At 66.6% G+C, this 21,577-nt stretch carries 37 protein-coding genes; 1 reads left to right on the forward strand and 36 read right to left on the reverse strand.

Annotation, left to right across the window (positions count from 1 at the left end):
* Window positions 1-21: 21 nt before the first annotated feature.
* From rpsI to ACWIF2_RS28960, 3 genes are all read right to left on the reverse strand, one after another.
* On the reverse strand, window positions 22-534 hold the full coding sequence (gene rpsI, locus ACWIF2_RS28950) for a 30S ribosomal protein S9 (RefSeq protein ID WP_184591418.1): 513 nt from the start codon (window positions 532-534) through the stop codon (window positions 22-24).
* A gap of 44 nt (window positions 535-578) precedes the next feature.
* A complete protein-coding gene (gene rplM / locus ACWIF2_RS28955) occupies window positions 579-1,022 on the reverse strand; it encodes a 50S ribosomal protein L13 (protein WP_003992380.1) in 444 nt (147 codons plus the stop codon).
* A gap of 214 nt (window positions 1,023-1,236) precedes the next feature.
* Window positions 1,237-1,572: a hypothetical protein gene (locus ACWIF2_RS28960; protein ID WP_454363737.1), complete on the reverse strand. Its 336-nt coding sequence runs from the start codon at window positions 1,570-1,572 to the stop codon at window positions 1,237-1,239.
* Window positions 1,573-1,646: 74 nt separating this feature from the next.
* On the opposite strand from ACWIF2_RS28960, the gene ACWIF2_RS28965 reads away from it, so the two are divergent.
* On the forward strand, window positions 1,647-2,519 hold the full coding sequence (locus tag ACWIF2_RS28965) for a hypothetical protein (RefSeq protein WP_454363738.1): 873 nt from the start codon (window positions 1,647-1,649) through the stop codon (window positions 2,517-2,519).
* Between the two features lie 3 nt (window positions 2,520-2,522).
* Here ACWIF2_RS28965 and truA read toward each other — a convergent pair whose 3' ends face one another.
* The 33 genes from truA to ACWIF2_RS29130 all read right to left on the reverse strand — a co-directional run bounded on the left by truA (window position 2,523) and on the right by ACWIF2_RS29130 (window position 21,571).
* Window positions 2,523-3,377, reverse strand: coding sequence for a tRNA pseudouridine(38-40) synthase TruA (truA, locus tag ACWIF2_RS28970; protein ID WP_454363739.1), 855 nt, complete (start codon window positions 3,375-3,377; stop codon window positions 2,523-2,525).
* Window positions 3,378-3,519: 142 nt separating this feature from the next.
* Complete coding sequence (gene rplQ / locus ACWIF2_RS28975) at window positions 3,520-4,020, reverse strand: 50S ribosomal protein L17 (protein ID WP_454363740.1); 501 nt, start codon at window positions 4,018-4,020, stop codon at window positions 3,520-3,522.
* 115 nt (window positions 4,021-4,135) lie between these two features.
* The gene (locus ACWIF2_RS28980; RefSeq protein ID WP_003966937.1) at window positions 4,136-5,158 is read right to left on the reverse strand and encodes a DNA-directed RNA polymerase subunit alpha; all 1,023 of its coding nucleotides are present in this window, start codon (window positions 5,156-5,158) and stop codon (window positions 4,136-4,138) included.
* A gap of 136 nt (window positions 5,159-5,294) precedes the next feature.
* A complete protein-coding gene (gene rpsK / locus ACWIF2_RS28985; protein WP_003956432.1) occupies window positions 5,295-5,699 on the reverse strand; it encodes a 30S ribosomal protein S11 in 405 nt (134 codons plus the stop codon).
* 65 nt (window positions 5,700-5,764) lie between these two features.
* Window positions 5,765-6,145: a 30S ribosomal protein S13 gene (rpsM, locus tag ACWIF2_RS28990; RefSeq protein ID WP_189728755.1), complete on the reverse strand. Its 381-nt coding sequence runs from the start codon at window positions 6,143-6,145 to the stop codon at window positions 5,765-5,767.
* 198 nt (window positions 6,146-6,343) lie between these two features.
* On the reverse strand, window positions 6,344-6,457 hold the full coding sequence (rpmJ, locus tag ACWIF2_RS28995) for a 50S ribosomal protein L36 (RefSeq protein WP_003948619.1): 114 nt from the start codon (window positions 6,455-6,457) through the stop codon (window positions 6,344-6,346).
* Window positions 6,458-6,516: 59 nt separating this feature from the next.
* On the reverse strand, window positions 6,517-6,738 hold the full coding sequence (infA, locus tag ACWIF2_RS29000; RefSeq protein WP_003948620.1) for a translation initiation factor IF-1: 222 nt from the start codon (window positions 6,736-6,738) through the stop codon (window positions 6,517-6,519).
* Window positions 6,739-6,972: 234 nt separating this feature from the next.
* The gene (map, locus tag ACWIF2_RS29005) at window positions 6,973-7,809 is read right to left on the reverse strand and encodes a type I methionyl aminopeptidase (RefSeq protein WP_328411539.1); all 837 of its coding nucleotides are present in this window, start codon (window positions 7,807-7,809) and stop codon (window positions 6,973-6,975) included.
* Between the two features lie 132 nt (window positions 7,810-7,941).
* A complete protein-coding gene (locus ACWIF2_RS29010; RefSeq protein WP_454363741.1) occupies window positions 7,942-8,604 on the reverse strand; it encodes an adenylate kinase in 663 nt (220 codons plus the stop codon).
* Window positions 8,604-9,917 carry a preprotein translocase subunit SecY gene (secY, locus tag ACWIF2_RS29015; RefSeq protein ID WP_454363742.1) on the reverse strand — a complete coding sequence of 438 codons (1,314 nt, stop codon included), beginning with the start codon at window positions 9,915-9,917 and terminating at the stop codon, window positions 8,604-8,606. The genes ACWIF2_RS29010 and secY overlap by 1 nt, the downstream gene beginning before the upstream one ends.
* 245 nt (window positions 9,918-10,162) lie before the next feature.
* A complete protein-coding gene (gene rplO, locus ACWIF2_RS29020; protein ID WP_391103575.1) occupies window positions 10,163-10,618 on the reverse strand; it encodes a 50S ribosomal protein L15 in 456 nt (151 codons plus the stop codon).
* Window positions 10,619-10,620: 2 nt separating this feature from the next.
* Window positions 10,621-10,803 carry a 50S ribosomal protein L30 gene (gene rpmD / locus ACWIF2_RS29025; protein WP_003974250.1) on the reverse strand — a complete coding sequence of 61 codons (183 nt, stop codon included), beginning with the start codon at window positions 10,801-10,803 and terminating at the stop codon, window positions 10,621-10,623.
* 2 nt (window positions 10,804-10,805) lie between these two features.
* Window positions 10,806-11,411, reverse strand: coding sequence for a 30S ribosomal protein S5 (gene rpsE / locus ACWIF2_RS29030; protein WP_164332815.1), 606 nt, complete (start codon window positions 11,409-11,411; stop codon window positions 10,806-10,808).
* A gap of 39 nt (window positions 11,412-11,450) precedes the next feature.
* Complete coding sequence (gene rplR, locus ACWIF2_RS29035; RefSeq protein ID WP_030930487.1) at window positions 11,451-11,834, reverse strand: 50S ribosomal protein L18; 384 nt, start codon at window positions 11,832-11,834, stop codon at window positions 11,451-11,453.
* A gap of 3 nt (window positions 11,835-11,837) precedes the next feature.
* On the reverse strand, window positions 11,838-12,377 hold the full coding sequence (rplF, locus tag ACWIF2_RS29040) for a 50S ribosomal protein L6 (RefSeq protein ID WP_059424839.1): 540 nt from the start codon (window positions 12,375-12,377) through the stop codon (window positions 11,838-11,840).
* Between the two features lie 24 nt (window positions 12,378-12,401).
* Complete coding sequence (gene rpsH / locus ACWIF2_RS29045; protein ID WP_030839654.1) at window positions 12,402-12,800, reverse strand: 30S ribosomal protein S8; 399 nt, start codon at window positions 12,798-12,800, stop codon at window positions 12,402-12,404.
* A 214-nt stretch (window positions 12,801-13,014) separates the two neighbouring features.
* Window positions 13,015-13,200, reverse strand: coding sequence for a type Z 30S ribosomal protein S14 (locus ACWIF2_RS29050; RefSeq protein ID WP_003948630.1), 186 nt, complete (start codon window positions 13,198-13,200; stop codon window positions 13,015-13,017).
* Window positions 13,201-13,205: 5 nt separating this feature from the next.
* Window positions 13,206-13,763, reverse strand: coding sequence for a 50S ribosomal protein L5 (gene rplE / locus ACWIF2_RS29055; protein ID WP_003992366.1), 558 nt, complete (start codon window positions 13,761-13,763; stop codon window positions 13,206-13,208).
* Window positions 13,763-14,086 (reverse strand): 50S ribosomal protein L24, encoded by a 324-nt coding sequence (gene rplX / locus ACWIF2_RS29060; RefSeq protein WP_376641110.1) that lies wholly within the window; start codon window positions 14,084-14,086, stop codon window positions 13,763-13,765. Before rplX ends, rplE begins: the two co-directional genes overlap by 1 nt.
* A gap of 2 nt (window positions 14,087-14,088) precedes the next feature.
* Window positions 14,089-14,457: a 50S ribosomal protein L14 gene (gene rplN / locus ACWIF2_RS29065; RefSeq protein ID WP_003992364.1), complete on the reverse strand. Its 369-nt coding sequence runs from the start codon at window positions 14,455-14,457 to the stop codon at window positions 14,089-14,091.
* Between the two features lie 107 nt (window positions 14,458-14,564).
* Window positions 14,565-14,852 carry a 30S ribosomal protein S17 gene (gene rpsQ / locus ACWIF2_RS29070; protein ID WP_003992363.1) on the reverse strand — a complete coding sequence of 96 codons (288 nt, stop codon included), beginning with the start codon at window positions 14,850-14,852 and terminating at the stop codon, window positions 14,565-14,567.
* Window positions 14,852-15,076 (reverse strand): 50S ribosomal protein L29, encoded by a 225-nt coding sequence (gene rpmC / locus ACWIF2_RS29075; protein ID WP_010036720.1) that lies wholly within the window; start codon window positions 15,074-15,076, stop codon window positions 14,852-14,854. Before rpmC ends, rpsQ begins: the two co-directional genes overlap by 1 nt.
* On the reverse strand, window positions 15,076-15,495 hold the full coding sequence (gene rplP, locus ACWIF2_RS29080) for a 50S ribosomal protein L16 (RefSeq protein ID WP_003992362.1): 420 nt from the start codon (window positions 15,493-15,495) through the stop codon (window positions 15,076-15,078). Before rplP ends, rpmC begins: the two co-directional genes overlap by 1 nt.
* 5 nt (window positions 15,496-15,500) lie before the next feature.
* Window positions 15,501-16,325, reverse strand: a complete 825-nt coding sequence (gene rpsC, locus ACWIF2_RS29085) for a 30S ribosomal protein S3 (RefSeq protein WP_003992361.1) — start codon at window positions 16,323-16,325, stop codon at window positions 15,501-15,503.
* Window positions 16,325-16,672: a 50S ribosomal protein L22 gene (rplV, locus tag ACWIF2_RS29090; protein ID WP_184591450.1), complete on the reverse strand. Its 348-nt coding sequence runs from the start codon at window positions 16,670-16,672 to the stop codon at window positions 16,325-16,327. Before rplV ends, rpsC begins: the two co-directional genes overlap by 1 nt.
* Window positions 16,673-16,714: 42 nt before the next feature.
* Complete coding sequence (gene rpsS / locus ACWIF2_RS29095) at window positions 16,715-16,996, reverse strand: 30S ribosomal protein S19 (RefSeq protein ID WP_003992359.1); 282 nt, start codon at window positions 16,994-16,996, stop codon at window positions 16,715-16,717.
* A 12-nt stretch (window positions 16,997-17,008) separates the two neighbouring features.
* Window positions 17,009-17,845 carry a 50S ribosomal protein L2 gene (gene rplB / locus ACWIF2_RS29100; RefSeq protein ID WP_030839671.1) on the reverse strand — a complete coding sequence of 279 codons (837 nt, stop codon included), beginning with the start codon at window positions 17,843-17,845 and terminating at the stop codon, window positions 17,009-17,011.
* Window positions 17,846-17,885: 40 nt separating this feature from the next.
* Entirely contained in the window at window positions 17,886-18,305 is a 420-nt protein-coding gene (rplW, locus tag ACWIF2_RS29105; RefSeq protein WP_031105224.1) for a 50S ribosomal protein L23, read from the reverse strand.
* Window positions 18,305-18,961, reverse strand: coding sequence for a 50S ribosomal protein L4 (gene rplD / locus ACWIF2_RS29110; protein ID WP_391103568.1), 657 nt, complete (start codon window positions 18,959-18,961; stop codon window positions 18,305-18,307). The genes rplW and rplD overlap by 1 nt, the downstream gene beginning before the upstream one ends.
* Before the next feature lie 7 nt (window positions 18,962-18,968).
* On the reverse strand, window positions 18,969-19,613 hold the full coding sequence (rplC, locus tag ACWIF2_RS29115) for a 50S ribosomal protein L3 (protein ID WP_030839681.1): 645 nt from the start codon (window positions 19,611-19,613) through the stop codon (window positions 18,969-18,971).
* 17 nt (window positions 19,614-19,630) lie between these two features.
* Window positions 19,631-19,939 carry a 30S ribosomal protein S10 gene (gene rpsJ / locus ACWIF2_RS29120; RefSeq protein WP_003948644.1) on the reverse strand — a complete coding sequence of 103 codons (309 nt, stop codon included), beginning with the start codon at window positions 19,937-19,939 and terminating at the stop codon, window positions 19,631-19,633.
* Between the two features lie 415 nt (window positions 19,940-20,354).
* Window positions 20,355-21,029 carry a hypothetical protein gene (locus ACWIF2_RS29125; protein ID WP_454363743.1) on the reverse strand — a complete coding sequence of 225 codons (675 nt, stop codon included), beginning with the start codon at window positions 21,027-21,029 and terminating at the stop codon, window positions 20,355-20,357.
* Window positions 21,030-21,223: 194 nt separating this feature from the next.
* The gene (locus ACWIF2_RS29130; RefSeq protein WP_454363744.1) at window positions 21,224-21,571 is read right to left on the reverse strand and encodes an immunity 26/phosphotriesterase HocA family protein; all 348 of its coding nucleotides are present in this window, start codon (window positions 21,569-21,571) and stop codon (window positions 21,224-21,226) included.
* Between the last annotated feature and the right edge of the window lie 6 nt (window positions 21,572-21,577).

Here is a 21,577-nt window from a genome sequence, read left to right on the forward strand (position 1 = left end):
TTGCAAAGACAGCGGACGCGATTAGCGCTTGCTGTACTGCGGGGCCTTGCGGGCCTTCTTCAGACCGGCCTTCTTGCGCTCGACCGCACGGTCGTCGCGCTTGAGGAAGCCGGCCTTCTTCAGCGGGCCGCGGTTGTTGTCGACGTCCGCCTCGTTCAGCGCACGGGCGACACCGAGACGGAGCGCACCGGCCTGACCGGAGACACCGCCGCCGGAGATGCGGGCGACGACGTCGTAGCGGTCGTCGAGCTCGAGCACCTTGAAGGGCTCGTTGACTTCCTGCTGGTGCACCTTGTTCGGGAAGTAGTCCTCGAGGGTGCGACCGTTGATCTTCCACTTGCCGGTGCCCGGGACGATCCGGACACGGGCGATGGCGTTCTTGCGACGGCCCAGGCCGGCGGCCGGCTGGGGCTCACCGAAACGCGAGGCGAGGGACTCGGAGGTGTACTCACCCTCCACCGGAACCTCGGACTCGGTGGTGTAGCTGTCGATGTCGACTTCTTCGAGCGGCTGCTCGGCAGTGGTCTCGGCCACGATGCTCCTCAGATTCTGTTCAGTCTTAGGGGGTGTGGCCGGACTTACTGCGCGACCTGGGTGATCTCGTACGGCTGCGGCTGCTGCGCGCCGTGCGGGTGCTGGTCACCCTTGTAGACCTTCAGCTTCGAGAGCATCTGACGGCCCAGGGAGTTCTTGGGGAGCATGCCCTTGACGGCCTTCTCGACGGCCTTCTCGGGGTTCTTGTCCAGCAGCTCGTCGTAACGGACGGAACGCAGACCACCCGGGTAACCGGAGTGGCGGTACGCCATCTTCTGGGTCCGCTTGTTGCCGGACAGGTGCACCTTGTCCGCGTTGATGATGATGACGAAGTCACCAGCGTCGACGTGGGGGGCGTAGATCGGCTTGTGCTTGCCCCGGAGGAGGGTCGCTGCGGTGGTGGCGAGACGACCCAGGACAACGTCCTGGGCGTCAATGACGTGCCACTGGCGCGTCACATCGCCGGGCTTGGGGCTGTACGTACGCACGGTTCGTAGCCTTCGCTTCGAGTGAATGGTCCATAACAGGTCACCGAAACGATCACGACAGCCTTGACCGCACTGCGGTGACGCAAACCGCGTGCTGGTCGCTGGTCATCGGCCCGGCGGACCGGTGTAAGGGCCCGTCCCGTGAGAATGAGCAAGCCAATACACAACGAACAAGCAGAATACCGGGGCACACCACAAGGGTCAAAACGCGGGATCACCGTCGACGATCGAACACGCAGACGCACAGGCCCGCACAGAGCGTGACCGCCCTCCGCAGAGTCCGGCGCCGCACCGGCCGCACCAACGGAAACACCGACGACAGCAGCACATCGACGACCACCGCGGCGCCCCACCGCAGCACGGATCCGCCCCCGCGCGGACGACGGTACGCCCGCAGCGCCGCGAGCCCGGCCGGCAGCCCGACCGACGGCCACGACAGCAGGCACACCAGCAGCGCGACGGCCACCAGCACCCGCACGGACCCCACCCACAGACTCCGGCTCACGAGTCGCCCCAACCACCCGGAGATGTCGCCTTTGCCCGTCAGCATGGGAGGAACGCTAAGCGCTACAAGGCCGATCCAGACGGACCAGCACACCCCATGTCCCGTCTAAGATGCGCCACATGAGCTATGGGCAGGGGGGACCCCAGTCCCAGTGGGATCCCTGGAAACCGCAGTCGCAGCAGCCCTGGAACAGCGGGGGCGGAGGCCAGTCTCCGGACTGGGCCGCGCTCGCCGAGGCGTCCGAGTCACGTAACAAACGACGCCGGCTGCTGCTGGTCGGCGGTGGCGCGGTCGCCACCGTCGCGATCGGTGCCGCCGTGGCCGTGGCCGTGGTCTCGGCCAACGGCGACAACCAGGCGAACAACCCGGCCTCCCTGCCCTCGGCGGACATCCCGAGCGGGTCGCCCACCGGCCCGTCGTTCGCCCCGACCAGTGCCCCGCCCCCTCTGGACCCGAAGGACTTCGTCGCCAGCGCGAAGAAGGACAAGGCGCCGCTCGGCCCGGACACCCTCTTCCCCGGCACCCAGCTGACCATGGGCGAGACGGTCTACAAGAAGGGCCCCACGGCCGACACCAGGAGCTGCGGCACGGCGGCGGGCGGCTCGCTGCCCAAGGCCCTCAAGGCGAACGACTGCACCCGCCTGATACGAGTCACCTACTCCAAGGACGGCATCGCGGTGACGGTCGGCGTGGCGGTCTTCGACACCGAGGCGCAGGCCGTCAAGGCCAAGGCCCAGACCAACAAGAAGAGCTTCGTGAAGTCGCTCTCCGGCGGCGGCGTGAAGCCCTTCTGCGAGGCCGGGTTCTGCCGCACGACCAGCAACTCCTACGGCCGCTACGCCTACTTCACCAACGCCGGCTTCACCAACGGCAAGGACGTGACGGAGAAGGACACCGAGGTGTTCGCCACCGGCGACAACCTCCAGCAGTTCACGTTCAACCAGATCCGCCGCCGCGGCGAGGCCCAGGCATCGGCCGCGGCCAACGAATAGCCGTCAGCAGCACCCGGCCGGCGGCAGCGACCGCTTGTTCCGCGCCTCCTTGTTGCGCGCGGCCAGCAGATCGTCGGCCGGGTAGCCGACCTCCTCCAGCGTCAGCCCGTGCGGCCGTACGACGTGCACGGCCGAGTCCCGGACGCCGGCCGCCAGCACCTTCCCCGGCCAGTCCGGCGGCCGGTGCCCGTCGCCCACGAACAGCAGCGCCCCGATGAGCGAGCGCACCATGTTGTGGCAGAAGGCGTCGGCCCGCACGGTCGCGGTGATGATCCCGTCGTCGCCCTTCGCCAGACTCAGATCCTGGAGTGTGCGGATCGTCGTCGCGCCCTCCCGCTTCTTGCAGTAGGCGGCGAAGTCGTGCTCCCCGAGCAGCCGGCGCGCGGCCTCGTTCATGGCGTCGACGTCGAGCGGCCAATCGTGCCACAGCACGTGATTCCGCAGCAGCGGGTCGACGCCCCCGGGATTGTCGGTGACCCGATAGGCATACCGCCGCCAGACGGCCGAGAACCGCGCGTTGAAGCCACTGGGCGCCTCCCTGAGGGCCCAGACCCGCACGTCCCGGGGCAGCCGCCCGGCGAGCCGCTTCAGCAGCTTCTGATGGTGCTCGGCCCAGACCTCACGCGGCAGATCGACATGCGCGACCTGCCCCCGGGCATGCACCCCGGCATCGGTACGCCCCGCCACGGTCAGCTCGTACGTCTCCCGCGACCGCGTCACGGTCCGCAGCGCGTCCTCGATCTCCCCCTGCACGGTCCGCCGCCCCCCGGCCTGCTTGGCCCACCCGGAGAACTCACTCCCGTCGTACGACAGATCAAGCCGGACACGAACGAACCCGGCAGCTGCTTCATCACTCACGCACAGATCCTCTCAGCAACAAAAAGCGGGCCCGCTCCTCAAAAGGAACGGACCCGCCAACGCCCTCTTCAGGGGCGCGGGGAACTGCGCGAACAACCACGACGAGGCCGCAGCCGCCGACGCACAGCCCCCGGCAGAACGCTTACGCGTCCTTCGACTCCTCGGCGGAAGCCTCAGCGGCCTCGTCGGACTCGGCCGGGGCGGCCTCGTCCTTCTTGAGGGCGTCTTCCTTGACCGCACGCTTCGTCGCGGCCTCGGCCTCGCCCGTCGCCTCCTGCGCCACCGTCAGCGCCTCGACCAGCTCGATGACAGCCATGGGCGCGTTGTCGCCACGGCGGTTACCGATCTTGGTGATACGGGTGTAGCCACCCGGACGGTTCTCGTAGCGCGGGCCGATCTCGGTGAAGAGCGTGTGCACGATGCTCTTGTCCGTGATCACCTGGAGCACCTGACGGCGGTTGTGAAGGTCGCCCTTCTTCGCCTTGGTGACCAGACGCTCGGCGTACGGCCGCAGCTTGCGGGCCTTCGCCTCGGTGGTGGTGATGCGACCGTGCTCGAACAGCGCCTTCGCGAGGTTCGCGAGGAGCAGCTTCTCGTGCGCGGCGCTGCCGCCCATACGGGCACCCTTGGTGGGCTTCGGCATGGTGTTTCTCCTAGGTGTCTGCCCCGGCCGTATCAGGTACCGGGGTCAGTATCTGAGCAGACGGTTGTCTGTCAGAGATCCGGGGTCCGCTGGCGCGAACCCCGGAAGCAGAGACTCAGTACTGCTCGGTCTCCACGAAGCCGGCGTCCGCGTCGTCGTCCGCACCGAACGCGTCCGCGGCGGCGGTCGGGTCGAACCCGGGAGGCGAGTCCTTCAGCGCAAGCCCCATACCCGCGAGCTTCGCCTTGACCTCGTCGATCGACTTCGCACCGAAGTTGCGAATGTCGAGCAGGTCCGCCTCGGAACGCGCGACGAGCTCACCCACGGAGTGGATGCCCTCACGCTTGAGGCAGTTGTACGACCGAACGGTGAGCTCGAGCTCCTCGATCGGCAGCGCCAGATCGGCGGCGAGGGCGGCGTCCGTCGGGGACGGACCCATGTCGATGCCCTCGGCGTCGATGTTCAGCTCGCGGGCGAGACCGAACAGCTCGACCAGGGTCTTACCGGCGGAGGCCATGGCGTCACGCGGACGCATCGCCTGCTTGGTCTCGACGTCGACGATCAGCTTGTCGAAGTCGGTGCGCTGCTCGACACGCGTGGCCTCGACCTTGTACGTGACCTTGAGCACCGGCGAGTAGATCGAGTCGACCGGGATCCGGCCGATCTCCTGGCCGACCTGCTTGTTCTGCACGGCGGAGACGTAACCGCGGCCGCGCTCGACCGTCAGCTCCATCTCCAGCTTGCCCTTGCCGTTGAGCGTGGCGAGGACGAGGTCGGGGTTGTGCACCTCGACACCGGCCGGGGGCGCGATGTCGGCGGCGGTGACCAGACCCGGGCCCTGCTTGCGCAGGTACATCACGACCGGCTCGTCGTGCTCCGAGGAGACGACCAGCTGCTTGATGTTGAGGATCAGGTCGGTGACGTCCTCCTTGACGCCCGGCACGGTGGTGAACTCGTGCAGGACACCGTCGATGCGGATGGACGTGACCGCCGCACCCGGGATCGAGGACAGGAGGGTCCGGCGGAGGGAGTTGCCGAGGGTGTAGCCGAAGCCCGGCTCCAGCGGCTCGATCACGAACCGGGAGCGGAATTCGTCGACGACCTCTTCGGTCAACGAGGGACGCTGAGCGATCAGCATATTGCGATCCTTCTGTCAGGGGCGCCCGCTATTTGACGCCCTGATGTGAAACAAGGGTACGGGCGATACGACCCGAAGGAGTCGTACCGCCCGAAAACCTCAGACCAAGCGGCCTGCGTCAGCGATCTGCGAAAGATCAGACGCGACGGCGCTTGGGCGGACGGCAGCCGTTGTGCGGGGTCGGCGTGACGTCCTGGATGGAGCCGACCTCGAGGCCGGTCGCCTGCAGGGAGCGGATCGCGGTCTCACGACCGGAGCCCGGGCCCTTAACGAAGACGTCGACCTTGCGCATGCCGTGCTCCTGGGCGCGGCGGGCAGCCGACTCGGCGGCCATCTGCGCGGCGAACGGCGTGGACTTGCGCGAGCCCTTGAAGCCGACGTGGCCGGCGGAGGCCCAGGAGATCACGTTGCCCGAGGGGTCCGTGATCGAGACGATCGTGTTGTTGAACGTGCTCTTGATGTGCGCGTGGCCGTGAGCGACGTTCTTCTTTTCCTTGCGGCGCACCTTCTTGGCAGCGCCCTGACGTCCCTTGGGGGGCATCTCTTAACTCCTACGGGAGGTGGTCGGTCCTACAGCGAAGACCGTGGACAGGCGTCCGCTGCGGACTACTTCTTGCCCGGCTTCTTCTTGCCGGCGATGGCGCGACGCGGCCCCTTGCGGGTGCGGGCGTTGGTGCTGGTGCGCTGACCGCGGACGGGCAGGCCGCGGCGGTGACGCAGACCCTGGTAGCAGCCGATCTCGACCTTGCGGCGGATGTCGGCCTGGATCTCACGACGGAGGTCACCCTCGGTCCTGATGTTGTTGTCCACGAACTCGCGGATCGCGACGAGCTGCTCCTCGGAGAGGTCGCGGACGCGGGTGTTCGGGTCGACGCCGGTGGCGGCCAGCGTCTGCTGCGCGAGGGTCCGGCCGATGCCGAACACGTAGGTGAGGGCGACCTCCACGCGCTTTTCGCGCGGGATGTCGACACCGGAAACGCGTGCCATTCAATGGCTCCAGTTACTTGTCGGAGGTCTTCCACAGAACCGACTCCCAGCCGCCGTATGAGGTACGAACTGGGTCCCCGGCCTCCGAACCAGGGGTGTCAGGCGAACATCGTCCGCCCGGGTCCTGCGTATGAACATATTCAGCTCGCGTCGCGCGAAGTCTCTGCGATGGATGCAGAGGGTGCGATCCGCTGTCGATCAGCCCTGGCGCTGCTTGTGGCGCGGGTTGTCGCAGATGATCATGACCCGGCCGTGACGGCGGATCACCCTGCACTTGTCGCAGATCTTCTTGACGCTCGGCTTGACCTTCATTAGGTGAGGTTCTCCGGGTCAGTGCCACCACCTCGCCGAAGCGAGATGCGGGGCAAGATCTACTTGTAGCGGTAGACGATCCGGCCACGCGTCAGGTCGTACGGAGACAGCTCCACCACGACCCGGTCGTCAGGGAGGATGCGGATGTAGTGCATGCGCATCTTGCCGCTGATGTGTGCCAGGACCTGGTGGCCGTTCTGGAGCTCGACCTTGAACATGGCGTTCGGAAGAGACTCGACGACAGTGCCCTCGATCTCGATGGCACCTTGCTTCTTGGCCACGCTTCGCCCTTCGAATCGACTACCTTGATCGACTCCGGGCGAGCGCATGCAGACATGCGGGTGCACCAGAGCCGACGAGTCAGTCTACGTCAGGCCCCTCAGAAACACGAATCGAGAGAGTCTGCCCCAGCGGGCCGGGCTTTAAGCGCCCCGACAGGGGCGCGGGGAACTGCGCGAACAACCCCCACGCCTCCGCAGCCGCCGACGATCCGGACCACCCACCCCGGACGGCTCTCAGCCCAGCGGATCCGGAGCAGCCACAATGCCCAGCTCGGCGAGCTTCGCCTTCCCCGCGTCGGGAGACGTCAGCACCAGCGGCCCCTCCTCGGTCAGCGCGACCGAGTGCTCCCAGTGCGAGGACCACGTGCCGTCGGTGGTGATGACCGTCCAGTCGTCCTGGAGGACCTCCGTCTTCGGGGTGCCCAGGGAGACCATCGGCTCGATGGCGAGGCAGAAGCCCGGCACCAGCTTCGGGCCCTTGCCGCGTCGCCGGTCGACGTAGTTCAGCAGGTGCGGGTCCATGTGCATCTCGGTGCCGATGCCGTGGCCGCCGTAGTCCTCGATGATCCCGTACTTGCCACCGCCGGGCTTGGGCTGGCGGCGGATGTACGTCTCGATGGCCCGGGAGACGTCGACCAGCCGGTTGCCCTGCTTCATGGCCGCGATGCCGGCCCACATCGACTCCTCGGTCACCCGGGAGAGCTCGACCAGCTCCGGGGCGTGGCCGGAGCCGACGAAGGCCGTGTAGGCGGCGTCGCCGTGCCAGCCGTCGATGATCGCGCCGCAGTCGATGGAGATGACGTCCCCGTCCTTGAGGACGACGTCGTCGGACGGGATGCCGTGGACGACGACCTCGTTCACGGACGTGCAGATCGTCGCCGGGAAGCCGCCGTAGCCGAGGAAGTTCGGCTTGGCGTTGTGCTCGGCGAGCACCTTGCGGGCGACCTGGTCCAGATCCTTGGTGGTGGCCCCCGGCACGGCGGCTTCACGGGTCGCCGCGTGGATGGCGGCGACGACCAGGCCCGCCTCGCGCATCTTGGCGATCTGCTCGGAGGTCTTGATCTGCACCATGGGGACTACGGCCTTTCTGGACCGGAGAGAGAATGAACGCCTTCAACGATACGGGGACGCTCGGGCGACCCCGCCCCACGCAGCAGCCGCGGCTCCCCGAGGGGAACCGCGGCCGTAGCTGCGTACGAACGACTACTTGTCGCCCTCGCCACGCTTCAGCGCCTCCATGGCGCGCGTCGTGACGTCCTCCACCTTGCCGAGCGCGGAGATCGTGACCACCAGGCCCTGGGCCTTGTAGTAGTCGATGATCGGCTCGGTCTGCGTGTGGTAGACCTCCAGCCGCGTGCGGACGGTCTCCTCGGAGTCGTCGTCCCGCTGGTACAGCTCGCCGCCGCAGACGTCGCAGACGCCCTCCTTGGCCGGCTGCTTGTACGTCACGTGGAAGACGTGCGAGGAGTCGCTGCGGCAGATGCGGCGGCCCGCGATCCGCTTGACGACCTCGTCCTCGGGGACCTCCAGGTCCAGCACCGCGTCGAGCTGCATGCTCTCGGTCTCGAGCAGCTCGTCGAGCGCCTCGGCCTGCGAGACATTGCGGGGGAAGCCGTCCAGCAGGAAACCGTTCTCGGCGTCCGGCTGCTCCATGCGGTCCTTCGCCATGGCGATGGTGACCTCGTCGGGCACCAGGTTGCCCGCGTCCATGTAGGACTTCGCCAGTTTGCCGAGTTCCGTCTGCCGGCTGATGTTGGCCCGGAACAGGTCGCCCGTGGAGATGTGCGGGATCGACAGGTTCTTGGCCAGGAACGCGGCCTGCGTTCCCTTACCGGCACCCGGCGGCCCGACGAGGACGATACGCATCAGCGGAGGAACCCTTCGTAATTGCGCTGCTGGAGCTGGCTCTCGATCTGCTTCACGGTCTCGAGGCCCACACCCACGATGATCAGGATGCTGGTCCCGCCGAACGGGAAGTTCTGGTTTGCCCCGAAACCAACCAACGCCATCGTCGGCACAAGAGCGATCAGACCCAGGTACAGCGAACCCGGCCAGGTGATCCGGTTGAGTACGTAGCTCAGGTACTCAGCGGTCGGTCGGCCAGCCCGGATGCCCGGGATGAAGCCACCATACTTCTTCATGTTGTCGGCGACTTCCTCGGGGTTGAAGGAGATCGCCACGTAGAAGAACGCGAAGAAAACGATCAGCAGGAAGTACGTAATGATGTAGTACGGGTGGTCGCCCTTGACGAAGTGTTGCTCGATCCAGGTCTTCCACTCCGACTTTCCGCCGGCGAACTGGGCGATCAGGGCCGGGATGTAGAGCAGCGACGAGGCGAAGATGACGGGGATCACACCCGCCTGGTTCACCTTGAGCGGGATGTACGTGGACGTACCGCCGTAGGAGCGGCGGCCGATCATGCGCTTGGCGTACTGCACCGGGATGCGGCGCTGGGCCTGCTCGACGAAGACGACCAGGCCGACCATGACCAGGCCGACGAGGATGACGGTGCCGAACTCGATCCAGCCGCCGGCCAGGGAGCCCTGCTTCTTGATCGCCCACAGGGCGGACGGGAAGGTGGCGGCGATCGAGATGAACATCAGGATCGACATGCCGTTGCCGATACCGCGGTCGGTGATGAGCTCACCGAGCCACATCACGGCCGCCGTGCCGGCGGTCATCGTGATGACCATGGTGATGGTGACGAAGATCGACTGGTCCGGGACGATCTGGCTGGCCACCGGGCAGCCCTGGAACAGGGCGCCGCTGCGGGCGGTGGCGACGAGGCCGGTGCCCTGGAGGATGGCGAGGGCGATCGTCAGGTAACGGGTGTACTGCGTGATCTTCGCCGTACCGGCCTGGCCCTCCTTCTTCAGGGCTTCCAGGCGGGGGATCACCACGGTCAGCAGCTGGAGGATGATGCTCGCCGTGATGTACGGCATGATGCCCAGCGCGAAGATCGTGATCTGCAGCAGCGCACCGCCACTGAACATGTTGACCAGACCGAAGAGACCCTGGTTGGCCTGGGCGTTATCGATACACGTCTGGACGTTCCGGTAATCGACACCTGGGATCGGGATGTGTGTACCGATCCGGTAGACCACGATGATGGCGAGCGTGAAGAGCAGCTTCTTGCGCAGGTCGGGCGTCTTGAACGCCCGGGCGAACGCGGTGAGCACGGTGCCTCCTGCGACCCCCGCGCAACTGCGTCAAGGGTGACGGTCTGAGAGTCCAATGGGAACAACGACATAGGTAACGGTCAACTGCCGCTCAGAGTGCCCGAAGTGAAGCACCCTGTGAAAAGAGGGCAGTGCAGGCCACCTTACCGGCGTGACTGCCGCCCTAGGAACGACCAACCGGGGATACCCCATATGTGGGGTATCCCCGGTCGGGATCGCTCAGGTCATCAAGACGCCTGTGGTGTTCAGACGAGCTCGGTGACGGTACCGCCGGCGGCGGTGATCTTCTCCTTGGCGGAGCCGGAGACGGCGTCGACCGTCACCTGCAGCGCCACGGAGAGCTCGCCCTGGCCGAGGACCTTGACGAGGCTGTTCTTGCGGACGGCACCCTTGTCGACCAGGTCGGCAACGGTGACCTCCCCACCCTCGGGGTAGAGGGCGGCGAGCTTGTCCAGGTTCACGACCTGGTACTCCGTCTTGAACGGGTTCTTGAAGCCCTTCAGCTTCGGGAGACGCATGTGGAGGGGCATCTGGCCACCCTCGAAGCGCTCCGGAACCTGGTAGCGGGCCTTCGTACCCTTGGTACCACGACCGGCCGTCTTACCCTTCGACGCCTCACCACGACCGACACGGGTCTTGGCGGTCTTGGCGCCCGGGGCGGGACGGAGGTTGTGGATCTTGAGCGGGTTGTTCTCCGCCATGATCAGTCGACCTCCTCGACCGTCACGAGGTGGCGGACGGTGTGCACCATGCCGCGGAACTCGGGGCGGTCCTCCTTGACGACCTGCGTGTTGATGCCCTTGAGACCAAGGGAACGCAGGGTGTCACGGTGGTTCTGCTTGCTGCCGATGTAGGACTTGACCTGCGTAATCTTGAGCTGCGCCATGATTACGCACCCGCCCCGGCACGCGCACGGAGAAGAGCCGCGGGGGCGACGTCCTCGAGGGGCAGACCACGGCGGGCCGCGATCTCCTCGGGGCGCTGCAGACCCCGGAGGGCCTCCACGGTCGCGTGCACGATGTTGATCGCGTTGTCGGAGCCGAGCGACTTCGACAGCACGTCGTGGATGCCGGCGCACTCGAGCACGGCACGCACCGGACCACCGGCGATAACACCGGTACCGGGCGACGCGGGCTTGAGCAGCACGACGCCGGCAGCCTTCTCACCCTGGATGGGGTGCGGGATGGTGCCCTGGATGCGGGGGACCTTGAAGAAGTGCTTCTTGGCCTCCTCAACGCCCTTGGCGATGGCGGCCGGCACCTCCTTGGCCTTGCCGTATCCGACACCCACGGTGCCGTCACCGTCGCCCACCACGACCAGCGCGGTGAAGCTGAAGCGACGACCACCCTTCACAACCTTGGCGACGCGGTTGATCGCGACAACGCGCTCAACGTACGCGGTCTTCTCGGCGGCAGCAGCGCCGCCGTCACGGCCCTTCCGGTCCCGCCGCTCGCCGCCACCGGCACCGCCACCGCGGCGCTGGGGTCCAGCCATTGGAATTACCTCTCTCTGTTTCCGCTAGCTACGGCAGGCTCAGAACTTGAGCCCGGCTTCGCGGGCGGCGTCCGCCAGGGCGGCGATGCGCCCCGCGTACTGGTTACCACCACGGTCGAACACGACGGCCTCGACACCGGCGGCCTTGGCGCGCTCGGCGACCAGGGCGCCGACCTGCTTGGCCTGCGCGGACTTGTCGCCCTCGCCACCGCGGATCGAGGTGTCCAGGGTGGACGCCGACGCCAGGGTGTGACCCTTGATGTCGTCGATCACCTGGGCCACGATGTGGCGGTTCGAGCGGGTAACGACCAGACGCGGACGCTCCGCCGTTCCGTTGATGTTCTTACGGATCCGGATGTGGCGGCGCTTGATCGCGGCGCGCTTGTAGGCGTCGCCCTTAAGGATCTTCTGTCCGTATGCCATGGCTTACTTACCCGCCTTTCCGACCTTGCGGCGGATGACTTCGCCCTCGTACTTGACGCCCTTGGCCTTGTACGGGTCGGGCCTGCGCAGCTTGCGGATGTTGGCCGCAACCTCGCCGACCTTCTGCTTGTCGATGCCCTCGACCGAGAAACGGGTCGGGGACTCCACCTTGAAGGTGATGCCCTCGGGGGCCTCGACCAGGATCGGGTGGCTGTAGCCCAGGGAGAACTCCAGGTTGGAGCCCTTGGCCTGGACGCGGTAACCGACACCGCTGATTTCGAGCTTCTTGACGTATCCCTGGGTCACACCGGTGATCATGTTCGCCACCAGCGTGCGGGACAGGCCGTGCAGGGCCTTGCTCTGCCGCTCGTCGTTGGGCCGGAGCACCTGAAGGGTGCCGTCCTCGGCCTTGGCGATGTCGATCGGCGCGATGACGGTGTGGGTCAGTTCGCCCTTGGGGCCCTTGACCGCGACCGTACGGCCGTCGATGGTGACGTCCACGCCGGCGGGAACCGGGATGGGGAGCTTGCCGATACGCGACATTGCTGTCTCTCCTCCGTTCCCGAACTACCAGACGTAGGCGAGGACTTCCCCACCCACGCCCTTCTTCTGCGCCTGCTTGTCGGTCAGGAGACCGTGGGACGTGGAGATGATGGCCACGCCCAGGCCGCCCAGAACCTTCGGCAGGTTGGTGGACTTCGCGTACACCCGGAGACCGGGCTTGGAGATCCGCTTGATGCCCGCGATGGAGCGCTCACGGTTGGGGCCGAACTTCAGCTCCAGGACGAGGTTCTTGCCGACCTCGGCGTCCTCGACCTTCCAGCCCGTGATGAAGCCCTCCTGCTGGAGGATCTCCGCGATGTGCGACTTGATCTTCGACGCCGGCATCGTCACGGAGTCGTGGTATGCCGAGTTCGCGTTCCGCAGACGCGTCAGCATGTCTGCGATCGGATCAGTCATGGTCATGAATTGGCCTTCGGCCTCTCTCGCCGGGGTTTCCTGGTGCGCCATCCCTCTCCCCGATCCGAGACGGGACGGGTGCGGCGCGGTGGACCTACGGCGTAGTAAGTCGTACGGGCGACCGTCAGGCGCCCAACCCTCCAAGCCTAAGCCATGAAGGGGCGGGCGCCTGACACGCCCATTGCTTACCGAGAGCCCTGCTAATCCCTTATTAGGGGGATTACCAGGAGCTCTTGGTCACGCCCGGCAGCTCGCCACGGTGAGCCATCTCACGAAGGCACACGCGGCACAGGCCGAACTTGCGGTACACGGAGTGCGGGCGGCCACAGCGCTGGCAGCGGGTGTAGCCACGCACACCGAACTTGGGCTTGCGAGCAGCCTTCGCGATCAGAGCCTTCTTCGCCATCTCGCTCACGCCTCCTTGAAGGGGAAGCCGAGGTGACGAAGGAGCGCGCGGCCCTCAGCGTCGTTGGTCGCCGTGGTCACCACGGTGATGTCCATACCCCGGGTGCGGTCGATCTTGTCCTGGTCGATCTCGTGGAACATGACCTGCTCCGTGAGACCGAAGGTGTAGTTGCCACGGCCGTCGAACTGCTTGGGGGACAGGCCGCGGAAGTCGCGGATGCGCGGCAGCGCGAGCGACAGGGTGCGGTCCAGGAACTCCCACATGCGGTCGCCACGGAGCGTGACGTGGGCACCGATCGGCTGGCCCTCACGCAGCTTGAACTGCGCGATGGACTTGCGGGCCTTGGTGACGGCCGGCTTCTGACCGGTGATCGTGGTGAGGTCCTTGATGGCACCCTCGATCAGCTTGGAGTCGCGGGCGGCGTCGCCCACACCCATGTTGACCACGATCTTGACGAGACCGGGGATCTGCATGACGTTCTCGTACTTGAACTCGTCACGCAGCTTGCCCGTGATCTCCTCACGGTACTTCTGCTTCAGACGCGGGCTGGTGGTGGTCGTCATCAGATGTCCTCACCCGTCCGCTTGGCAACGCGGATCTTGTTGCCTTCGTCGTCGAAGCGGTAACCGACGCGGGTCACGACCTTGTTGCCGTCCTTCTCAACGACCAGCTGGACGTTGGAGACGTGGATCGGCGCCTCGGTGGTGACGATGCCGCCGGCCTGCGAACCGCGAGCCGTCGGACCTGCCTTGGTGTGCTTCTTGACCCGGTTGACACCCTCGACCAGGACACGCTCGTCGCGCGGGAAAGCGGCAATGACCTTGCCCTGCTTGCCCTTGTCCTTACCGGTGATGACCTGGACCAGGTCGCCCTTCTTGATCTTCATGCTCACAGCACCTCCGGCGCGAGGGAGATGATCTTCATGAACTTCTTCTCGCGCAGCTCACGGCCGACCGGGCCGAAGATACGGGTGCCACGAGGGTCGCCGTCGTTCTTCAGAATGACAGCGGCGTTCTCGTCGAAGCGGATGTACGAGCCGTCCGGACGGCGGCGCTCCTTGACGGTGCGAACGATGACCGCCTTGATGACGTCACCCTTCTTCACGTTGCCGCCGGGGATCGCGTCCTTGACGGTGGCGACGATGACGTCACCGATACCCGCGTAGCGGCGACCGGAGCCACCGAGCACACGGATGCAGAGGATTTCCTTCGCACCCGTGTTGTCGGCGACACGCAGTCGCGACTCCTGCTGGATCACGTCTATCTCCTGGTTGTCTGCCGGTTCCCGGCAGGGGCTTTCCTCGTGCGAGGTCGGCCCCTGCCGAGCCTGGCGGAACGATTCCTAGGGGGTCCCCCTAGGAGGGATTACTTGGCCTTCTCGAGGATCTCGACGACGCGCCAGCGCTTCGTCGCGGACAGCGGCCGGGTCTCCATGAGGAGGACACGGTCGCCGACGCCCGCGGCGTTCTGCTCGTCGTGCGCCTTGAGCTTGTTGGTACGGCGGATGACCTTGCCGTACAGCGCGTGCTTGACGCGGTCCTCGACGGCGACGACGACGGTCTTGTCCATCTTGTCGCTGACGACGAGACCCTCGCGGGTCTTGCGGAAGCCGCGGGCCTCTGCAGTCTGCTCAGTCACGTTGCTCTCACTCATCAGGCGCTCTCCACCGTCTCGATGCCCAGCTCGCGCTCACGCATCAGGGTGTAGATCCGCGCGATGTCCTTACGGACGGCCTTCAGCCGGCCGTGGTTCTCGAGCTGGCCCGTCGCCGCCTGGAAGCGGAGGTTGAACAGCTCTTCCTTGGCCTCGCGGAGCTTGTTGAGCAGCTCCTCGTTGCCCAGCTCGCGCAGCTCGGACGCCTTGGTACCGGCCGACATCACGCTTCACCTGCCTCGCGCTTGACGATCTTGCACTTCATCGGCAGCTTGTGAGCCGCACGGGTCAGGGCCTCGCGCGCGATCTTCTCGTTGGGGTACGACAGCTCGAACATCACGCGTCCGGGCTTGACGTTGGCGATCCACCACTCCGGAGAACCCTTACCGGAACCCATGCGGGTCTCGGCGGGCTTCTTCGTGAGCGGGCGGTCCGGGTAGATGTTGATCCAGACCTTGCCGCCACGCTTGATGTGACGAGTCATGGCGATACGAGCTGCCTCGATCTGCCGGTTCGTCACGTACGCCGGGGTCAGGGCCTGAATGCCGTACTCGCCGAACGCAACCTGCGTGCCACCCTTGGACATGCCGTTGCGCTTGGGGTGGTGCTGCTTGCGGTGCTTGACCCTACGGGGGATCAGCATGTCGGTCAGGCCTCCGTTCCGGTGCTCTCAGCCGGAGCGGCGGACGCGGGAGCCTCGGCCTTGGGGGCCTCGGAACCAGCGGCCTGCTGCGGCTTGCGACCGCGCCGCTCGCCACCGCGGCCACCACGGGCCGGGCGGTCGGCACCGCCGCGGGCCGGGCGGTTACCCGCACGGGCAGCAGCGTTCTCGGCGCGGACCTCGGCGATGTTCTTGACGTCGCCCTTGTAGATCCAGACCTTCACACCGATGCGGCCGAAGGTCGTCTTGGCCTCGAAGAAGCCGTAGTCCACGTTCGCGCGGAGCGTGTGCAGGGGCACACGGCCCTCGCGGTAGAACTCCGAGCGGGACATCTCGGCGCCACCGAGGCGGCCACCGCACTGGATCTTGATGCCCTTGGCGCCGGCCTTCATCGTGCCCTGCATGCTCTTGCGCATGGCACGACGGAAGGAGACGCGGGAGGAGAGCTGCTCGGCGACAGCCTGGGCAACCAGCTGAGCGTCGGTCTCGGGGCTCTTGACCTCGAGGATGTTCAGCTGGACCTGCTTGCCCGTGAGCTTCTCGAGGTCACCGCGGATGCGGTCGGCCTCGGCGCCACGGCGGCCGATGACGATGCCCGGACGCGCGGTGTGGATGTCCACACGCACACGGTCACGGGTGCGCTCGATCTCCACCTTCGAGATGCCGGCGCGCTCCATGCCGGACGTCATCATCCGACGGATGGCGACGTCTTCCTTGACGTAGTCCTTGTACAGCTTGTCGGCGTACCAACGCGACTTGAAGTCGGTCGTGACACCGAGCCGGAACCCGTGCGGGTTTACCTTCTGGCCCATTACCGGGTTCCTTCCTTGCTGCTGACGACCACGGTGATGTGGCTGGTCCGCTTGCGGATCCGGTAGGCACGGCCCTGGGCGCGCGGACGGAACCGCTTCAGGGTCGGGCCCTCGTCGACGTAGGCCTCGGAGATGAAGAGGCTGTCGACATCGGTGTGGTCGTAGTTGTGCGCGGCGTTGGCAATGGCGCTGTCCAGCACCTTGCCGACCGGCACGCTCGCGGCCTGCGGGGCGAAACGCAGGACCGCCTGAGCCTCCGTGGCGTTAAGGCCACGGATGAGGTCCACCACTCGGCGGGCCTTCATGGGCGTGACGCGGATGTACCGCGCCTGGGCCCTGGCGTCCATGGTTGTCCTTCCAGTGTCTGTCATGGTCATTCCACCCCGCGCTTAGCGGCGCTTCGACTTCCGGTCGTCCTTGACGTGACCCCGGAAGGTGCGCGTCGGCGAGAACTCGCCGAGCTTGTGGCCGACCATCGACTCGGTGACAAACACCGGAATGTGGGTCTTGCCGTTGTGCACCGCGAGCGTGTGGCCGAGCATGGCCGGCACGATCATGGAGCGACGGGACCAGGTCTTGATGACGTTCTTGGTGCCGGCTTCGTTCTGTGCGTCCACCTTCTTGATCAGGTGGTCGTCGACGAAGGGCCCCTTCTTCAAGCTACGAGGCATCTCAACCCGTCCTTAGCGCTTCTTGTTCGTCTTGCGGCGGCGGACGATGTACTTGTTCGACGCCTTCTTGGGCGAACGAGTACGGCCTTCCTTCTTGCCCCAGGGGGACACCGGGTGACGACCACCCGAGGTACGGCCTTCGCCACCACCGTGCGGGTGGTCCACCGGGTTCATGACCACACCACGCACGGTCGGGCGAACGCCCAGCCAGCGCTTACGGCCCGCCTTGCCCCAGTTGATGTTGCTCTGCTCGGCGTTGCCCACCTCGCCGACCGTGGCGCGGCAGCGCTGGTCGACCAGGCGGATCTCACCGGACGGCATGCGGAGGTGGGCCATCGAGCCCTCCTTCGCGAGCAGCTGCACCGAGGCGCCGGCGGAGCGGGCGAACTTCGCACCGCCGCCCGGACGCAGCTCGATGGCGTGCAGCGTGGTACCGACCGGGATGTTGCGCAGGGCAAGGTTGTTGCCCGGCTTGATGTCGGCCCCGGGGCCGTTCTCGACGCGGTCACCCTGCTGCAGGTTGCGCGGGGCGAGGATGTAGCGCTTCTCGCCGTCGGCGTAGTGCAGCAGCGCGATGCGCGCGGTGCGGTTGGGGTCGTACTCGATGTGCGCGACCTTCGCCGGCACGCCGTCCTTGTCGTGACGACGGAAGTCGATCACGCGGTAGGCGCGCTTGTGGCCACCGCCCTGGTGGCGGACGGTCACACGACCGGAGTTGTTACGGCCACCCTTGCTGTGCAGGGGGCGGACCAACGACTTCTCCGGCGTGGACCGCGTGACCTCGACGAAGTCGGCGACGCTGGAGCCGCGACGGCCCGGCGTAGTCGGCTTGTACTTGCGGATTCCCATTTCTCAGTCCTCGTCCGATATCGGACGATCCGGACCGCCCTTAGGCGGTCGGACCGCCGAAGATGTCGATACGGTCGCCCTCAGCGAGGGTCACGATCGCGCGCTTGGTGGACGCGCGCTGGCCGAAGCCCGTGCGGGTCCGCTTGCGCTTGCCCTGGCGGTTGATCGTGTTGACCCCGGTGACCTTGACCGAGAAGACCGCCTGGACGGCCTGCTTGATCTGGGTCTTGTTGGCGCTCGGGTCGACGACGAACGTGTACTTGCCCTCGTCGAGGAGCGCGTAGCTCTTCTCCGAGACAACCGGCTTGAGCAGCACGTCACGGGGGTCCGTGAAGGACTTGCTCAGCGGGGTCTCGACGGTGTTCTTGCCCTCGGCGGCGTGGCGGCGCGCCTTGGCGACGCGCGCGGCCTTGGCCTTCTTCGCCGCCTTGGAGGCGATAGCGGGGTGACGGATAGCCATCAGGCCTCGCTCCCTTCGGTGTCATTGGCCTTCGGGCCGGACACGAAGGACTCGAAGGCGGCCTGGGTGAAGACCACGTCGTCCGAGACGAGAACGTCGTACGTGTTCAGCTGGCCCGGCTCCAGGATGTGGACCTGGGGCAGGTTACGGGCGGACAGCCACGCGGCCTCATCGGCGCGGTCGACGACCAGGAGCAGGTTCTTGCGCTCCGAGATCTTGCCGAACAGCGTCTTGGCGGCCTTCGTCGACGGGTTCTCACCCTCGATGACGCCGGAGACGACGTGGATGCGGTTGTGGCGGGCCCGGTCGGTGAGGGCGTGACGCAGAGCGGCAGCCTTCATCTTCTTCGGGGTCCGCTGCGAGTAGTCGCGCGGCACGGGACCGTGCACGACGCCACCACCGGCGAACTGCGGCGCGCGGGTCGAACCCTGACGGGCGCGACCGGTGCCCTTCTGGCGGTACGGCTTCTTGCCGCCACCACGGACTTCACCGCGACGCTTGGTCTTGTGCGTGCCCTGGCGGGCAGCGGCGTTCTGCGCGACGACGACCTGGTGGATCAGCGGGATGCTGATCTTCTCCACGCCGAAGATCTCCGCGGGGAGCTCGACGCTACCGGTCTTCTCGCCCGCAGGCGAAAGGATGTCAACAGTGCTCATCGGTACCTCAGGCCCCCTTGGCCGCGGTGCGGACCAGGACGAGGCCGCCGTTCGGACCGGGAACCGCGCCCTTGATGAGCAGCAGACCCTTCTCCGCGTCAACGGCGTGGACGGTCAGGTTCTGGGTGGTGACACGCTCGTTGCCCATGCGACCCGCCATGCGGAGGCCCTTGAACACGCGGCCCGGGGTGGCGCAGCCACCGATGGAACCGGGGGAGCGGTGCTTGCGCTGGGTGCCGTGTCCGGCGCCGAGGCCCTTGAAGTTGTGACGCTTCATGACACCGGCGAAGCCCTTGCCCTTGCTCTTGCCGGTCACGTCGACCTTGAGGCCGGCCTCGAACACCTCAGCGGTGATCTCCTGGCCGAGGGTGTACTCGCTGGCGTCAGCGGTACGGATCTCGACGAGGTGGCGGCGGGGAGTGACGTCGGCCTTGGCGAAGTGGCCCTTGAGGGGCTTGTTCACCTTGCGCGGGTCGATCTCGCCGAACGCGATCTGGACGGACTCGTAGCCGTCGACGTCGTTCGTGCGGACCTGGGTGACGACATTGGGGCCGGCCTTGACGACGGTGACCGGAACAACACGGTTGTTCGCGTCCCACACCTGCGTCATGCCGAGCTTCTCGCCCAGGATGCCCTTGATCTGCTTAGCCATTCTCAGATCACCAGCCCTCAGAGCTTGATCTCGATGTCGACACCGGCCGGGAGGTCGAGTCGCATCAGAGAGTCAACGGTCTTGGGCGTCGGGTCGAGAATGTCGATCAGGCGCTTGTGCGTGCGCATCTCGAAGTGCTCGCGCGAGTCCTTGTACTTGTGCGGCGACTTGATGACGCAGTACACGTTCTTCTCAGTGGGCAGCGGCACCGGGCCCGCGACCGACGCACCAGTGCGGGTCACCGTCTCGACGATCTTCTTCGCCGAGGAGTCGATGACCTCGTGGTCGTAGGCCTTGAGCCGGATGCGGATCTTCTGTCCCGCCATGGCTACTCAGTAGTCCTGTCTCTCGTAACGCTCTGGAACCCGGCGGATTCCTTCTGCTGCCTTCGTTCCTCCGACCCACGCGGTCGGGCGTGTCGCACTCTCGCTGACATGGATGCCCCTTGTTCGAACATCCCTGCGGGATTGCACACGGCCCTGCCGGAACCGCGAGCCGGGGGCGAAAGGCCCACCGGGTGCCTGGCCGGCGCCGCACTGACACTTCCCGAAAGATTCCCGTACGTCCGCCTCAGCGCTGCCGTAAGGCAGTTGGGGCGACGAGTACTGTGGGACTCGCTTCCGGTCCCCCCGGCGGGAGGCGCGCAGCATCAACACTCGACCGAGCAACTCGGACAGTCTGCCATATGGGGCGGCGGCTACGCCAATCGAGCCGAGGAGAATACCCCGGGGGTGACGCAGGTCAAACCGAGGCCCGCCCGACCCCGCCGATCCGCTCCAGTTCCGCGTCGTAGGCCCGGTAGCCGGCCTTCCCCCAGTCGGGCGCGCGCGAGGCCGCCCCCAGGATCCCGGGCAGGTGGGCGACGCGCCACATGCGGTGGATGTGGGTGGGGGTGGTCCGGGCGCCGGCCGGTGCGGCGAGGCCGCATGCGACATGAAGGCTGCCGGCGATTCCGGTGGCTCTCTCCCCCGCCTGGGCTCCCGCGGCGATGGCCGCGGTGACAAGTGCGTGCAGGAACCGGGTCAGCTGAAGATCGGCGCCGATACGGCACATGCGCCGCACCAGCTCGGACTCCTCGAGCCGTTCCACGGGGTCGGGGACGCCCGCGATGCCGTCGGACCAGAGCAGCAGCGACGCGGCGGACACATCGTGGTCCCTGAAGTACCCGAGCTCGTCCGCGATGGCCATGGTGTCGCCTGAGAAGCATCCGATCGCACGGATGTCCTCCATGAGGCCTCGTATGCCGTCCTGCCGGTGGGCGAGGAACTCCCCCACGGATGTGTCGGCGAGCGCCCACGTCCCCGTGGCCCGGACAGCGCCGATCTCGACGATGCCGCCGAGGGCGGCGAAGATCGCTCGCGCCATGCGCTCGGCTTGTGCCGAGGTGATCACCGGCCGGTCAGTGCTGTCGGGCACCGCGTCCTCCCGTCCTGGTGAGCTTCCGCTCCGCGGGAACCAGTCCCGTCTCCGGTCACTTCGGCGACGGCGCCGGCGCCAGTCGACCGACCAGGGCATCGTCCAGCTGGCTCTCCAAACGAGCGAAATTGGCCAGGGCGAACATCCCGCAAGGTTCCGTTCGCTCAGGGATCACCGTGTCGTTCTCGTTGACATTAGCGCTGCGCGCAGGATCGAAAGAAGCAGTGCTGGAGTAGAGCGGCTGGCACGAGCTCTTCGTGCCCGACAGTCCTGAAATAGCCCTTGCTCCAAGGCCAGGTCGCGGTGAAGAACGGTGGCGACAGCAGCCGGTCAGGAGTCAGGACCGACCGGTCCGGTTCTTCGGACTCGCCGAGGACGTCGTACACATAGACGAGGACGCCGCCGGGGAATCTGCCCTCGGATCCGCTCTGCCCGATCTTCACGATACGACCGAAACGGAACCCGTGTCCCTCCGGCTGCAGCGCAAAGATGTCCCCCGGCAGGTGCTGGCGGCGCTGGCCGTTCATCTTGATCAGCGGCATGATTCA

The organism is Streptomyces sp. NPDC055506 (assembly GCF_053643595.1).

Coding starts and splice junctions, on each gene's coding strand:
- rpsS (WP_003992359.1), bottom strand. CDS start 16,996: ATGCCTCGTAGCTTGAAGAAGGGGCCCTTCGTCGACGACCACCTGATC.
- rpsM (WP_189728755.1), bottom strand. CDS start 6,145: ATGGCACGCGTTTCCGGTGTCGACATCCCGCGCGAAAAGCGCGTGGAG.
- rplX (WP_376641110.1), bottom strand. CDS start 14,086: ATGAAGATCAAGAAGGGCGACCTGGTCCAGGTCATCACCGGTAAGGAC.
- ACWIF2_RS28960 (WP_454363737.1), bottom strand. CDS start 1,572: ATGCTGACGGGCAAAGGCGACATCTCCGGGTGGTTGGGGCGACTCGTG.
- ACWIF2_RS29010 (WP_454363741.1), bottom strand. CDS start 8,604: ATGCGTATCGTCCTCGTCGGGCCGCCGGGTGCCGGTAAGGGAACGCAG.
- rpsH (WP_030839654.1), bottom strand. CDS start 12,800: ATGACCATGACTGATCCGATCGCAGACATGCTGACGCGTCTGCGGAAC.
- rpmJ (WP_003948619.1), bottom strand. CDS start 6,457: ATGAAGGTCAAGCCGAGCGTCAAGAAGATCTGCGACAAGTGCAGGGTG.
- rplV (WP_184591450.1), bottom strand. CDS start 16,672: ATGGACGCCAGGGCCCAGGCGCGGTACATCCGCGTCACGCCCATGAAG.
- rpsQ (WP_003992363.1), bottom strand. CDS start 14,852: ATGAGTGAGAGCAACGTGACTGAGCAGACTGCAGAGGCCCGCGGCTTC.
- rplB (WP_030839671.1), bottom strand. CDS start 17,845: ATGGGAATCCGCAAGTACAAGCCGACTACGCCGGGCCGTCGCGGCTCC.
- rplQ (WP_454363740.1), bottom strand. CDS start 4,020: ATGCCGAAGCCCACCAAGGGTGCCCGTATGGGCGGCAGCGCCGCGCAC.
- ACWIF2_RS29050 (WP_003948630.1), bottom strand. CDS start 13,200: ATGGCGAAGAAGGCTCTGATCGCGAAGGCTGCTCGCAAGCCCAAGTTC.
- rpsK (WP_003956432.1), bottom strand. CDS start 5,699: ATGCCCCCCAAGGGACGTCAGGGCGCTGCCAAGAAGGTGCGCCGCAAG.
- map (WP_328411539.1), bottom strand. CDS start 7,809: ATGGTGCAGATCAAGACCTCCGAGCAGATCGCCAAGATGCGCGAGGCG.
- rplR (WP_030930487.1), bottom strand. CDS start 11,834: ATGGCATACGGACAGAAGATCCTTAAGGGCGACGCCTACAAGCGCGCC.
- rplE (WP_003992366.1), bottom strand. CDS start 13,763: ATGACGACCACCACCAGCCCGCGTCTGAAGCAGAAGTACCGTGAGGAG.
- rpsC (WP_003992361.1), bottom strand. CDS start 16,325: ATGGGCCAGAAGGTAAACCCGCACGGGTTCCGGCTCGGTGTCACGACC.
- rplP (WP_003992362.1), bottom strand. CDS start 15,495: ATGCTGATCCCCCGTAGGGTCAAGCACCGCAAGCAGCACCACCCCAAG.
- rpmD (WP_003974250.1), bottom strand. CDS start 10,803: ATGGCGCAGCTCAAGATTACGCAGGTCAAGTCCTACATCGGCAGCAAG.
- rplD (WP_391103568.1), bottom strand. CDS start 18,961: ATGAGCACTGTTGACATCCTTTCGCCTGCGGGCGAGAAGACCGGTAGC.
- ACWIF2_RS28980 (WP_003966937.1), bottom strand. CDS start 5,158: ATGCTGATCGCTCAGCGTCCCTCGTTGACCGAAGAGGTCGTCGACGAA.
- rpsE (WP_164332815.1), bottom strand. CDS start 11,411: ATGGCTGGACCCCAGCGCCGCGGTGGCGGTGCCGGTGGCGGCGAGCGG.
- rpsJ (WP_003948644.1), bottom strand. CDS start 19,939: ATGGCGGGACAGAAGATCCGCATCCGGCTCAAGGCCTACGACCACGAG.
- ACWIF2_RS28965 (WP_454363738.1), top strand. CDS start 1,647: ATGAGCTATGGGCAGGGGGGACCCCAGTCCCAGTGGGATCCCTGGAAA.
- ACWIF2_RS29130 (WP_454363744.1), bottom strand. CDS start 21,571: ATGCCGCTGATCAAGATGAACGGCCAGCGCCGCCAGCACCTGCCGGGG.
- rplC (WP_030839681.1), bottom strand. CDS start 19,613: ATGGCTAAGCAGATCAAGGGCATCCTGGGCGAGAAGCTCGGCATGACG.
- rplO (WP_391103575.1), bottom strand. CDS start 10,618: ATGGCGGAGAACAACCCGCTCAAGATCCACAACCTCCGTCCCGCCCCG.
- rpmC (WP_010036720.1), bottom strand. CDS start 15,076: ATGTCGGCCGGTACCAAGGCGTCCGAGCTGCGCGAGCTGGGCAACGAG.
- rplF (WP_059424839.1), bottom strand. CDS start 12,377: ATGTCGCGTATCGGCAAGCTCCCCATCCCGGTTCCCGCCGGCGTGGAC.
- rplW (WP_031105224.1), bottom strand. CDS start 18,305: ATGGCTATCCGTCACCCCGCTATCGCCTCCAAGGCGGCGAAGAAGGCC.